At 71.5% G+C, this 12,648-nt stretch carries 11 protein-coding genes; 9 read left to right on the forward strand and 2 right to left on the reverse strand.

Annotated elements, in window-relative coordinates; translation table 11 throughout:
* Window positions 1–543 precede the first annotated feature (543 nt).
* On the reverse strand, window positions 544–978 hold the full coding sequence (locus AB0H21_RS25870) for a pyridoxamine 5'-phosphate oxidase family protein (RefSeq protein ID WP_358521155.1): 435 nt from the start codon (window positions 976–978) through the stop codon (window positions 544–546).
* Window positions 979–1,170: 192 nt separating this feature from the next.
* Between AB0H21_RS25870 and AB0H21_RS25875 the strand changes: the two genes are divergently transcribed.
* From AB0H21_RS25875 to AB0H21_RS25905, 7 genes are all read left to right on the forward strand, one after another.
* Window positions 1,171–2,412 (forward strand): NAD(P)/FAD-dependent oxidoreductase, encoded by a 1,242-nt coding sequence (locus AB0H21_RS25875; protein WP_358521157.1) that lies wholly within the window; start codon window positions 1,171–1,173, stop codon window positions 2,410–2,412.
* 375 nt (window positions 2,413–2,787) lie between these two features.
* Window positions 2,788–2,922 carry a hypothetical protein gene (locus AB0H21_RS25880; RefSeq protein ID WP_358521160.1) on the forward strand — a complete coding sequence of 45 codons (135 nt, stop codon included), beginning with the start codon at window positions 2,788–2,790 and terminating at the stop codon, window positions 2,920–2,922.
* A 277-nt stretch (window positions 2,923–3,199) separates the two neighbouring features.
* A complete protein-coding gene (locus AB0H21_RS25885) occupies window positions 3,200–3,865 on the forward strand; it encodes a hypothetical protein (protein ID WP_358521163.1) in 666 nt (221 codons plus the stop codon).
* Window positions 3,865–5,748, forward strand: coding sequence for a protein phosphatase 2C domain-containing protein (locus AB0H21_RS25890; protein WP_358521165.1), 1,884 nt, complete (start codon window positions 3,865–3,867; stop codon window positions 5,746–5,748). Before AB0H21_RS25885 ends, AB0H21_RS25890 begins: the two co-directional genes overlap by 1 nt.
* A complete protein-coding gene (locus AB0H21_RS25895; RefSeq protein ID WP_358521170.1) occupies window positions 5,745–6,866 on the forward strand; it encodes a hypothetical protein in 1,122 nt (373 codons plus the stop codon). The genes AB0H21_RS25890 and AB0H21_RS25895 overlap by 4 nt, the downstream gene beginning before the upstream one ends.
* A gap of 207 nt (window positions 6,867–7,073) precedes the next feature.
* Window positions 7,074–8,117: a PASTA domain-containing protein gene (locus tag AB0H21_RS25900; protein ID WP_358521173.1), complete on the forward strand. Its 1,044-nt coding sequence runs from the start codon at window positions 7,074–7,076 to the stop codon at window positions 8,115–8,117.
* Window positions 8,114–8,722 carry a hypothetical protein gene (locus tag AB0H21_RS25905; RefSeq protein WP_358521176.1) on the forward strand — a complete coding sequence of 203 codons (609 nt, stop codon included), beginning with the start codon at window positions 8,114–8,116 and terminating at the stop codon, window positions 8,720–8,722. Before AB0H21_RS25900 ends, AB0H21_RS25905 begins: the two co-directional genes overlap by 4 nt.
* A gap of 237 nt (window positions 8,723–8,959) precedes the next feature.
* On the opposite strand, the gene AB0H21_RS25910 is transcribed toward AB0H21_RS25905, so the two are convergent.
* Window positions 8,960–10,018, reverse strand: a complete 1,059-nt coding sequence (locus AB0H21_RS25910) for a DUF998 domain-containing protein (protein ID WP_358521179.1) — start codon at window positions 10,016–10,018, stop codon at window positions 8,960–8,962.
* 287 nt (window positions 10,019–10,305) lie between these two features.
* Here AB0H21_RS25910 and AB0H21_RS25915 point away from each other — a divergent pair, with 287 nt between their 5' ends.
* The gene (locus tag AB0H21_RS25915; protein WP_358521182.1) at window positions 10,306–11,673 is read left to right on the forward strand and encodes a histidine kinase; all 1,368 of its coding nucleotides are present in this window, start codon (window positions 10,306–10,308) and stop codon (window positions 11,671–11,673) included.
* Window positions 11,667–12,482 (forward strand): response regulator transcription factor, encoded by an 816-nt coding sequence (locus AB0H21_RS25920; protein WP_358521185.1) that lies wholly within the window; start codon window positions 11,667–11,669, stop codon window positions 12,480–12,482. Before AB0H21_RS25915 ends, AB0H21_RS25920 begins: the two co-directional genes overlap by 7 nt.
* The last annotated feature ends 166 nt before the right edge of the window (window positions 12,483–12,648 follow it).

Below are 12,648 nucleotides of genomic sequence, written 5' to 3' on the forward strand. Positions count from 1 at the left end.
GCGAGAAACGGGCTCGGAGCCGGAGCCACGCCGCCAGGAGGATCACGACCGCGACCGCGCCGAACACCACGTCTGCGCATGCTCCGACGCTAGGAACCGCGGGCCGGGCGCGGATCGGGCTCGGGGATCTCGCGCGGTGACCGTCGTCGCGTTCCGGTGGCGGCGCCGTGGACGAAAGTCGCGGCCCGCGACGACTTCCGTCCATCCCATCCTGGCCATGGCCGCCGGGTTCGGGCGAAGACGCGACGAGAGGCCGCCTTCCATTCGAATTGGACCTTGCGGTGGATGACCGTCATACCGAACCGGCCTGAGGGTCGGCGCGATCGCGCCCGCTCATTGCCACGACGGGGCCCGATGCGACACGCTGCGAGCAGGCCCCGGCCCGTTCGCCCCCGGCACCGGCGGGAACGCGAGGGAATGGCCCGTTCCCCACAGGCACGCGCCCATGTCCCGCCCTGACGCCACCCTCGACCGGTGCCGGGTCCCCGCGACGCCCCCACCGCCCGCGCGCAGTCCGGTGCGGCCGCGCTCGGTGAGTTCGACTCAGGGGTTGCGGATGCGGCGGCCGGTGATCTGCACGGGGTCGATCCGGATGTACAGCCGCCGCTCGCCGCCCGCCCACGGTTCGACGGCGGCGGCCTTGGCGGCCGTGAGCTCGTCCTCGCCGGCGATCCGGTGCGCGCCCCCCTGGACGAGGACGCTCCACCCCTCCCGGGTCGACGTGTCGATCCGGTCCACCTGGAAGGCGACCTTGAACTCGACGCCCCGGACCCCGGTGTCGAGCTGTTCGTCCATCGGGCCGCCGAACGCGGTGCGGAACAGCACGCCGCCCTGGTGCGTCGTGTAGTTGACGGGGAGCACCAGCGGCCCCGCCGACGTGCAGAAGCCCACCCGGCCGACGCCTCCTGGGGAGATCAGCGTCATGCACTCCTCGGCGCCGATCTCCTCCGGCACGGGCGCCCCGCTCCGGTCGTCCATGCGCTCCCCCTCCGCGACATCCTGCCCGGCCAATGCCCTGGCCTGGGAAAACCCCGTCCTCTGACGCCCTACCCGGCCACGACGTGCCCACAACTCCCTCTCCCACCCGGCGGCCCACCTCCCCGGTTCGCGGAGGTGATCTTCGCCACGCGGCGCGTTCCCGATGGGCCGCGGCGTGGGAGGCTGGGCCGCGTGGACGACGTCTGGGATCTGATCATCGTCGGAGGCGGTCCCGCGGGGTCCGCGGCCGCCCTGCGCGCCAAGCGGCTCCGGCCGGACGCGCGGGTGCTCCTGCTGGACAAGGCGGACTTCCCCCGCGACAAGGCCTGCGGCGACGGCATCGCGGCCCACGGCCGGGACGAGCTGGCGCTGCTCGGCGTCCCCGACCTCATCGACGACCACCGCCCGGCCCGGCACCTGGAGGTCATCTCCCCCGGCGGTGCGCGCGTCCACGCCACCGTGACCCGGCCCAACTGGGTCGTCCCCCGCATGGTCTTCGACGCCCGCCTGGTCGAGGCCGCACGCGAGCGCGGGGTGGTGGTGCGCAGGCACAACGTCCGAGCGCTGCACGTCCAAGGCGACCGCGTCGTGCTGGACGGCACACCGGCCGCCGACGGCCCCCGCCCCGCGGACGACGCGCCGGCCGCCAAGGACGGCCGCGGTTCCCCTGGCCTCGGGGACGGTTTCAGCGGGCTCGCCGCCCGGGTGGTCATCGGGGCCGACGGCGCGAACTCCGTCGTCCGTCGCCTCGCCGGCCTGCCGCCGAGCCCGGAGCGGCACACCGCGATCGCGGTACGCGGGTACGCCGACGTGCCCGCCGACGACGACGTGCAGTTCATCGCGATGCAGCGGGACGGCTGGCCCGCGTACGCCTGGTCGTTCCCGGTCGGCGACGGGACGGCCAACGTCGGGTTCGGCATGCTGCTGCCCCGGCTGCGCGCCACCGGCCTGCCCGGCCGCCAGGTGCTGCACGGCCGCCTGGCCGAGCTGCTCCCCCACCTGCCCGCCCGCGACCTGCGCGCCCACCACCTGCCCCTGTCCCCCGGGCGGCCGAGGCCGGGCGCGGGCCGCGTGCTGCTCGCCGGCGACGCCGCGGGCCTGATAAACCCGCTCACCGGTGAGGGCATCTACTACGCGCTGCTGTCCGGACGGCTGGCGGGCGAGGCGGCCGTCACCGCGCCCGGGGACCCGCTCCGCGCGTACCGGCGTGGCCTGCGAGCCGCCCTCGGACGCCACCTGCGCACCACCGACCTGCTGTCACGCGCCGCGCAGTCCCCCGGGTTCATCGACGCCGCCATCGCCACCGCCGCCCGCCGCCGCGAGGTCTTCGACCTCCTGGTCGACGTCGGCCTGGGCGCCGGCACCGTCCCCCTCCCCCTGGCCTACGCGGTCGCGCGCCGCTGGCTGTCCCGCACCCTCACGAACGCGCGCTGACGCGACGGGCCCCGGGCCTCGCCTGTTTCGCCATGACAGGTGCGCGGCGGCCGCCGCCAGGGCGAGCAGAACCGCCGCGAGGTTCGCGCCGTACGGCGACGGCGTATCCGTCCTGTGACGGCTGCGAACCTGCACTCGCATTTCAGCTCTGTACAACAGCGGCTCGATCCGCTGCCAGGCCTTATCAGTCAGCTCACCACGCTCACCACGAGGGATCATCTAACCGCACCCACGTTGATCATTTATCAGACACGCTCTAGGTCGCAATTTCGCACCGTCGGCCAGGTGCAGCTCCACCACGTGGCCGGGTCATCGACTTGAAGCGAGTTAGAGGCTTCATTTCACAGTGGCGGCATCATGATGAAGGGACATCTAATGTGCTACGGCATCGACGCCGTCAGCGTCCCCGCGGGCCGCCGACCGGAGTTCAACACCGCGATGGTCCACTTCTTCCTGATCAAGAACGGCATCGACATGTTCGCCTTCCCCACCCCTGCCATCGCCACCTGACCTCAACTTGAGTAATTTTCAGACCGGCGTTGTCAGAGTCTGTCACCGTGCCGCGGCCATGAATTCCCGAAAATGAGTAATACCGGGGCCGTCACGGCGTATCTAATGGGTGAGGGGGCCCGCTCTGGGGGCCCGTATCGCGCGCCTCGGGCCGTCCGCGTCAGCGATCTTGAGGAGAGTAGTCACCGTGTCGCATTCTCCGGAGCCTGTCTACAATTATGCCCATCCGAGGGCATTTGCCCTTCCGAGGGCATTTCCCTTCTACATCACGTGCGACGTGTCCCACTCGATGCACGCCCCCCGCGAGGGCGGCAGGCAGACTCCGTTCGACATCCTTTCCAACTGTGTCGGGGAGCTGCTCTTTCAGCTCGAGGCCGGTGATCCGGGGGTGAGCGAGGCCGCGCACGTGTCCATCGTTGCCTTCCATGACAGGGCCGACGTGGTGCTCCCGCTCACCCGGCCCTGTGACGCGAGCAACATCCCCGCGCTGCCGAAGGGTGGTCAGACCAATTACGAGCAGGTGTTCCTGGCCCTGCGGCACCTCATCCAGACCGACTGCGCCCGCTTGGCCGGGCAGTACCAGCTCAAGACCCCGGTGGTCTTCTTCATCACCGACGGCGAGCCCTTCGTCGGAAATGGCCGCCAGCCTGCCGAGGTCTGGCTGCCCGCCCGTGCCAGGCTGACCGACCCCGCGTTCCCGCACCGCCCGCACATCACGGCGATGGGCTTCGGCCAGGTCACCGAGCAGACCCTCTGCCAGGTGGCGACATCCTTCCGGAACAACCCGTTGGCGTACGTCGCGGACGAGTCGATCCAGGCGGTCAAGGTGGTGGCGGCGATAGCCCAGGCGGTCCAGGACAGCATCGGCAGCTCGATCAGGAGTTCCGACTTCGTGATCCCGATTCCGGCCGGCATGCGCCGGCTCTCGTGCGGAGGCTCCTGATGGGCCCGCCGGGCCGGGTCCGTACCAGCGCGGTCGCCGCCCTCGTCATCGGGTTCGCCGTCGCGGGCTGCAGCGGGTCCGGCGACTCGGGGCGGCAGATCATCGTCAACGCGCGGGCGGGAGAGCGTGAGCAGCTCGTCGCCGAGATCTACGCCGCCGCGCTCGACCGGGCCGGCGTCGACGGCGTTGCCAAGAAGGTGGCCGAGGTCGCGGACTACGCGAAGCAGCCGGACGACGCACGGGTCGCCGTCGACTACGATCTCGACGTGCTCGCGGCCGCGTCGCCGGGGCCGGCGACGCCGGACGACCGGCGACTCCCCACCGCCCTCCCCGGGCACACACTCGTGAGCAGGACGGCGATCCAGAGCCGCGCGGTGCTCGCCGTGTCCCCCTCGCTGCAGCGGGGCGTCCGGACGATCGCCGAATTCGCGCAGAAGTACCAGAACGAAACGGCCCGCGTCACTGTCCTGGTCCCGCCAGAGTTCGGCGTGTTCAACCGGGCGCTGACCGACCGGGGACTCGCCGTCAGCGATCAGGCCGACCAGGCCGCCTTCGACGCCGCCCTGACACGGTCCGGTTTCATGGGAGGCGCGATCGTCCCGGCCGGCTCGAAGAAGGGGAACCTCGTCCCGCTCGAAGACCCGGACAATATCCTGCCCCCCCGGACGCTGAGCGTGTTCGCCGGCGACCAGGTCGCCAAGGCGGAACCGGAGGCCGAGCGGGTGCTCCAGGAGGTGACGGACGCGCTCACCCCGCAGGTCGTCGACCGTCTGCTCACCGAGGTGAAGAACAACGGGAAGAGGCCGGCCGACGTGGCGAGGGACTGGGCGGGCGACAACGTGCCGACGTCGTCCGGGTTCCCTCTGGCACAGATGATCCTGGCCCTGTTGCTGGGCGGGGCGGTGGCGTTCACCGCGCTCTACCGCCTCGGCTGGCGTCCCGCGACGACCGCCGTGCGTGAGGGGAGGCAGCCGGACGTGGCGACACCCGATGCGCCGCAGTCCGCTGCCACGCAGGACACCCGCGTGGTCGTCGGCCCCGAGCCCAGGCGGATCGCCGTGCACCTGCCCTGGAGCACCACCTCGGCCGATGCCGGGCTTGCGCTCGACGGAGGCCTGGTCAAGGGCACGACAGTACGCGCCGCCACGGTACGGGGCCGCACGCACAGCTTCCGCGGCGAGACCCGGCAGGACGCATACGGCGTGCGGCTCAGCAGCGACGAGCGGTGGGTCATCGCCGTCGTGGCCGACGGCCTGGGCAGCGCGCGCCACGCGGAGATCGCGTCCACGGTCGCTGTCAGGGCCGCGCTGGACGGCATCGACTCCGCGCTGCGGTCCGGTGAACGCCCGCAGAGCTGGGACTGGAAATCGGTGTTCGTCTACGTGTCCGACACGGTCAGGCGGACCACCGAGTCCCTGGGCGCGCCGCGGCCTGGCACGAATACCGAACGCGTCCCTTCCGCACGTCCCGGGACCACTCTGACCGTGGCCGTCCTCCCTTCGGAGGGAGAGGGGCAAGCCGTGTGCGCCGCCGTCGGCGACTCCCCGGCCATCCTCGTCACCGGCGGCCAGTGGCAGGCGTTGGCGGGCGGGGGAGGAGGCGGCGACAACGTGACGGCGGCGATCCCGGGCGACCTCGCCGACATCCAGGTCCAGGTGTTCTCGTGGCGCGCGGGTGACCTGCTGGTGCTCAGCAGCGACGGCTTCGCCGCGGGCGTCGCGGGCGGCCGGACCCCGCTGACCCAGCGGCTGTCCCAGACATGGCGCACGCCGCCGAGCCTGGTGGACTTCGTCCGGGAGGTCGACTTCCGCCTCTCCACCTTCGACGACGACCGGACGGTGGTCGCGATCTGGGCCGGGCGCCACGATACGGCCGTACCATGACGGATCTTCCGATGATCGTCCGTATCGGCGAGCTGACGTTCACCGGGGAGGGGCCGGTGCTCCGTGACGGAGGGCAGACGGACGGGCTGCGACTCTGCGTCGCCCCCGACCAGCGCACCTACCTGTTCAAGAGGTACAAGTCCGAGACCGCCGACGAGGTGCGCGTCACCGCGCTGCACTCCATGATCCGCTGGCGCAGAGAGCTCCCGGACGAGGAGCGTGCGGTGCTGGACGAGAGGTGCGCCTGGCCGATCGCCGCCGTGGGCACGCCCGCCAGGGCCGAGGGCATACTGATCAGGCTCGCCGAAGGGTCGATGTTCGAACAGCGGACCTCCCGCTTGGGCGAGACGACCGAGACCCCGCGTCACCTCGACGAGCTCACCCGGAGCCCGGACCGTGCGAGGCGGATCGCGCAACGGTACGAGGTGAAGAAGGCGTACTACGAGCCGCCGTACAAGCTGGCCGTGCTCGGTGAGCTGCTGGACACCGTCACCTGGCTGCACCAGCACGGGTACGCGGTGGGAGATCTGCAATTGCGCAACGCCGTCTTCACGATCGATCCGCGTCCCAAGGCGTACCTCCTCGACTGCGACTCCTGCGTGCCCCTCCTGGGCGAGGGCGCGATGCCTCCCGTCGACCCGGAGCAGTGGAAGCTTCCGGTGGAGCAGCGTGGGGTGCCCTTCGACGTGACCTCGGACTACTACAAGTTCGCCTGGGCGGTGGTGCGCTGCGTCCAGGAGACGGTCGAAACCTGGCAGCCGGATCCGGCGGTCCTGCGGAGGGTCATGCCGTCGGCCCTCGCCGACACGCTCATCGAGTGCAGCCGTACCCTGCCGCCGCCCGGTGTGCGGGAGCGACTCCGAGAGGCGGCTGCGGTGTGGCCGAGGATGGTCATCGGGGAGCGGCTCTACGTCAACGTGGACGGCTTCATCAAGAAGCCCTGGCCCACGGGCGAGTCGGCCGTGACACCGGCCCCGATCACTGCCACGCCTCCAGGGCCGGCCACGCCTTCGGTGCCGGTCACCTCGACAGGTTCGGCAGGAAAAGTGAAGTGGGCGGTCGTGGCGGGGGTCGTGCTGATCGTGCTCTTCTTCCTCATCATCGCCCTGGGTAAGTGACCTCGTTCAAGGGGAGTGAATCAAATGCCAAGCACCAGCCGTGTTCAGGGCGTCATGACCGGATCCCCCGCGGAGTAGCCGATGTTCCGCCACCTCTCGACACTCGCCGTGTCATTGGCCGTGTTCCTAAGCCCGGTGTCACCGTCCCCCACGCCGATCGTGCCCGGCGGCTGTGAGCCACCCGACGTACGGGGTCAGGAGCTCCAGGTGGCGAGAGACACGCTTCTGAGCGTGCCGGGCGCGGACATCGACGTCCAGGTGATTCCCGAGACCCTCCTGCCGACCTCGACGTCCTACGTCATCGACTACGTGGTGGAGAACTGCTCGGCGGCCCAGGGCATCAACGGCAACATCCCGGACGACGTGGTCTACACGGTCATCCTCGAGGTCGGCCCGAAAGTCCCCGATGTGCAAGGCCTTTCCCGCGCCCGCGCCGAAACCGACCTCGACGCCGCCGGCCTGGGCAAGGACCCGCAGCCGGCGAGCGCGAGCGCCGACTGGAAGGTCGCCGGACAGGATCCGCCCGCGGGCCGACTGGTGAGCTTCGGCACGACCGTGCGATTAGACCTGGTCTCCCCGAATCCGCCCTCGCCCGAGATCACCACTCCTGCACCCGTCAAGTCGCCCCAGGTGACCGTGCCGCCGCTGATCGGACTCGGCCCGGCAGCGGCCAGGCGGCGGCTCTCGGAGGTCGGCCTGGTGCTCCGCGTGGATCCCGATTCGCCCGAGACGGGAAAGATCGGCAGTCAGGATCCCGCGGCCGGTAGCCAGGTCCCCGAGGGCGCGACCGTGACGGTGTCACTACGGGAGGCGGTGACGGAGCCGCCGCCGAACCCGGGCGGCGGTGGAGACGGGGGCGAAACGGGCCCTGGGGTGACCGACAGTGGCTCCTCTTCGCCGCTGGTCCCCATAGTGCTCATAGGGGTCATTCTCGTGGGACTGGCCCTCGCCCTCGTCCTCGTCGCCCGGACCCTGCGGGCCCGCCGTCCCGTGCCAACGAGCGACCCGCACCAGGCCCAGTTCCAGTCCCCGTCCCAAACCAAGCCGTATCCCCAGTTCCCATCCCAAACCCAGCCCCAGCAGGTGCCGTCGATCCACTGCGATCCGCACCCCGATCCCGCCCCGCGCCTGGAGATCCGCCTGACCGGCTCTCCCCCGCCGGGCGCGGCCCCGTCCGCCCCGGTGCCGGACATTCGGGTGGAGCTGTTCGCGGACCCCGGCCGCCAGGAACTGAGAGAGGTCATATCGTGACAGTTCACATCGAAACCGAGCCGGGCACCGCTGATCTCCTGCTCTTCGCGGACCCGAGGAACGCGGCGGCGGAGCTGTCGCGGGTCCTCGACGCGCGCCGCACGCTCGAGCGGGTCGAGGACGGCGCCCAGCGGGCGGGCTCGGTCTTCCGCGACGCGCTCAACGGCAGGGTCGCCGAAGCGGGCGGCGAACTGCTACGCGGCATCGACCTGGGTGCGGTACTGCTCGGCGGCTGGCAGCGGTACCGGGAACTGCGGCTGGCCGCACGCAGGAGCGTCGAACAACCCGGAAGCACTGAAATGGTGCGGCTGGCCGGACACACGATCACGTCGAAGCACGCCCCCTACGTCGACGTGTACGTCGAGGGCCAGCACGTGGCCCGCGTCGACTTCGGCATCGACCTGGAGTTCGACATCGTCCTGCTCCAGGCGAGCATTCGCAACGGTCGCTTGATGAGCCTGCGCGCGGGCGACTGCACGGCGAGCATAACGTGGAGCGTGGAGGGGTTTCCGGTGGCCCAGAACACGGCGAGACTCACCATGCCGCTCCAGCTCAGGCTCGGTGACGGGATCCCCCTCGGTGGAGCGGACGCACCGCGACCATGACTGCGTCACCGTACGGCATCGACTCCTCGGAGGGTGCCGGGCATAACGCCGGCGGCACGACGCCCCACCCCTACCGCAGACCCCACCTAGCCCCGTTTTCCGCACATCGCCCAGCACTGACCTGGGTCGATCACTCACAGTGCCGGATCGCGCAAAGCGCCTGACCAGCGACGGCCGCGTCGTCCGCGACCCCGGCAGGTGCTTCCTGCCGTGACGGACGGCGGCCCGCCAGCTGGGTCAACCGCGCCGGGACCGAGCGGACGTACGTAGCGCCGCCGCCATCAGGGTGGCGAGCAGCGCGACGTCGGCGACCAGAGCCACGCGCTCGGTGACGCCGCTGTACTGACGCGCGCCGAGCAGCCACAGCGGGTGGCCCACGGGAACGAACGTGGCCAGGAAGGCGGCGACGCCGAGCATGCTCGCCACGCAGAGCAGCCGGACCAGCGGCATCGCGGGCAACCTGCGGGGATCGGCCTTGGAACGGCGGGCCAGCCGCAGCCCCGCCAAGGGGAGACAGAGAAGCCCGGCCAGCGCGGCGTAGCGGTGCAGCGAGTCGTGCCATGCGGGCGGGGCTCCGGCGGACGTCATCGGGAAGATCGCGGCCACGATCAGGGTGCCGCTCCATCCCCCGACGAGCGTCCAGGTCAGGCGGTCCACTGGGGCCCGCAGGCCGTCCAGCGCCAAGGCGACGCAGACGGCCGCGAAGGCGAGCGACACCATGCTGAGACCGACGAGGCGAGTGCCGGGGTTCGTGAAGATCAGCTCGCTGAACGTGGGACGGATCAGGTCGATTCCGCCTCTGCGGCCCAGCTCGCTGGCGACGGCGGTACCGACCCCGCACGCGAGCCACAGCCCTCCAGCACGGGCGAGCATCCGTGCGAGCCGGTCCCCGACAGCGGGTTCGGCGATCTGGGTCGGGCCAGCGATCCGGGTCCGGCCCGTGATCGAAGTCGGGTCGGAGGTCGCGGTCGGGCCGACGAACGGAGTCCAGTTGACGGTCGGGGTCCGACCGGCGGTCCCGGTCGGGCAGTTGATCGTAGTCCCGGCCGCGAGCCTGGCGGGTCCGTTTCCGGCCGCAGGCTCGGTCGGGCCACTTCCAGTGGCAGGGGTGGCGGACGCGGTTCCTGCCGAGGGCTTGGCCGTCACGGTTCCGGCGACGGTCCTCCCGATCGGAATCACAGTGGCCCCCTCAATCTCGGCCACCGCGGTCTCGGGCGCGGGAGTGGTCTCCCGCGCGGGGGCGGTTTCGGGTGCCTGGCTCGCGGTGGCTGAGGAGGGCGGTTCGGTGGTGTTCATGTGCCCAGGCTGGACGGTACGGCCGCTGGTTCGCGTCGGTACGCCGGTCGATTTCCGGACTGGCCCTTTCCTCCCGCCAGAAGGCGAATCCGCGACCTCGCGGTGATGCCCAGGATCACTCCGTAGAGCGATGTGGAGGGCCTTCGGGTCGAATAGCGTGGGCCGATATGAAAAGCACGGCGGCCGGGGATGGGCTCGGTGGGGTCGCCCCACAGTCCGGTGTCGGCGCGTTGGCCCCAGAGGTCGGTGTCGATGGTTTCACCACCCAGGCCGGTGTCAGTGGATTTATGCCCCAGGGCGATGCCGGCGGATTCACCGCCCGGGCCGGTGTCGGCGGGTTCACCGCCCGGGTCTCGCGGGCGGTCTGGTACGTCCTGGTATCCGGGCGCGACCGCGACCTGCCGCCGTCCGCGTGGGGCACCGGACGCAGGCGGTACGCGCAGCGGGTGCTGCTCGTGGTGGCGGTGGCGGCTCTGTTCAGCGGGGAGATCGGCAACGGCTGGCTCCCCGACCGGGGCGGCGCGCTCGTCCCGGTCGTCATCCTGCTGCACATGGTCCCTGTCCTGCTCATGCGGCGCCTGCCGCTGACGGCCTGGCGGCTCACCGTGGCGGGCACCGTGCTGACCATGGCCGTCGCGGCGATGCTCGCGCACGGGGACGCCGGGTACCCCATCGGTTCGCCCTGGACACCCGGAATGCTGCTATACCTCCCGGTCGTGATGATGGCGGTCGCGCGCGCCCCGCTGCCGTGTGACATGGCCATCGCCGGGTTGAGCCTCGTCCTGGTCCTCCCGGCCGGGCTGGTGGCCGGGGCTGGGCCGCTGTCCGGGGCCGCTGCGGCGGGGGTCCTGGCGGTGGGCGCGGCGACGCTGGCCGGCCTCGGCGTCGGGCGACAGGACCGCATCGAGCAGCGGCTCGACACGGTGAGCCGGTCGGTGGCCGAGGAGCAGGTCAGGCGGGCTGTCCTGGAGGAGCGGGCCCGCATCGTCGGCGAACTGCACGACGTCATAGCCCACCATCTGTCCCTCATCGCCGTGCGGACGGAGACCGCGCCGTACCGGCTGGCGGCGCTGCGGCAGGCCCCGCAGGACGATCCGGTGCGCGCCGAACTGGCCGCGGTGGGCGACGCCACCCGCCAGGCGCTCAACGACACCCGCAGGCTCCTCGGCGTGCTGCGCCGGGACGACGACGAGGTGGAGCTCGCGCCGCAGCCGGGCCTGGCCGACATCGAGGACCTGGTCGCCGAGGCCGGTTCCTCCAGCGCGCCCGTGACGCTGACCGTGTGCGGCGCCCCTCGGACGGTGCCGTCCACGGTCGGCCTGGTCCTCTACCGGGTGGCGCAGGAGGCCCTGACCAACGCACGTCGCCACGCCCCCGGCGCGCCCGTCCGGGTGGAGCTGCGGTACTCGGATGACCAGGTGCGCGTCGAGGTGGACAACGACCCGCCGCCCCGTCCCGCCCGGACGGCGGGGCCGGGCCGCGACCTGGTGGCCCTACGGGAGGAGGCGGCAAGGCCTGGTCACGGCCTGGCGGGCATGCGGGAGCGAACGGCCATCGTGAGCGGCGAGTTACGCGCGGGGCCGCGGCCCGACGGCGGGTTCACCGTCGGCGTCGCGGTGCCGCTCACGGGCGAGCGAGGTGGCACGTCGTGGTGACGCGGGTGTTCGTCGTGGACGACCAGGCCATGGTGCGCGAGGGGTTCACGTTCCTGCTGGACGCGCAGCCGGATCTCTCGGTGGTGGGGACGGCCGGGGACGGCGCGGAGGCGCTGGCGAAGATCGCCGAGCTGAGCCTGCGGGGCGAGCGGCCCGACGTGGTGATGATGGACATCCGCATGCCCAAACTGGACGGCCTGGAGGCGACCCGCCGCCTGCTCGCGCCGTCATCCGAACAACTGCCGCCGCCACCACGGCCGACCGCGGACCAGGTCGAACCGGACCGGCGCCTGGCAGTGCCGTTCCGGCACGTGGTGGGTGCCGAGCCGTCGTATGACAAGCGGCCGCTCAGGGTGCTGGTGTTGACCACCTTCGATCTGGACAAGTACGTCTACCAGGCGCTTCGGGCGGGGGCGAGCGGGTTCCTGCTGAAGGACGCCACTGCCGGCGAGTTGGTCAACGCCGTGCGCGTGGTCGCGGCGGGGGACTCTCTGCTGGCCCCGGGCGTGACGAAGCGGCTGATAGCGGACTTTCTCCGCGCCGACCGCACGACGCCGCCGATCCGCCCGGAACGGCTGGCGGAGCTCACCCCGCGTGAGACGGAGGTCCTCACTTTGGTCGCGAGAGGGCTCACGAACGCGGCCATCGCCGCCGAGCTGGTCCTGTCCGAGCACACGATCAAGACTCACGTCGGCCACATTCTGGGCAAACTAGGCCTCCGTGACCGCGTCCAGGCCGTGGTCACGGCCTACGAGACCGGCCTCGTCACGCCGGTCGCGGCGAAAGAACCGCCACGCCTGCCCGCGTGAACGCCTGCCCGCGTACCGGCCGGTCGTCGTCCGTGCACGCCTGCCGCATGGTCTCGCGGAAGCCGTGAACCCGATCGAAGCGGCGGATGACCGGCGAGGAGAAGCCGTGAACGCCTCACCCTCTACCGGCAACGTTCGGGCCGTTCATTGACCGCGGCCTGGCAGC

This window comes from Sphaerisporangium sp. NPDC051011 (genome assembly GCF_040653595.1).
GTDB lineage: Bacteria > Actinomycetota > Actinomycetes > Streptosporangiales > Streptosporangiaceae > Sphaerisporangium.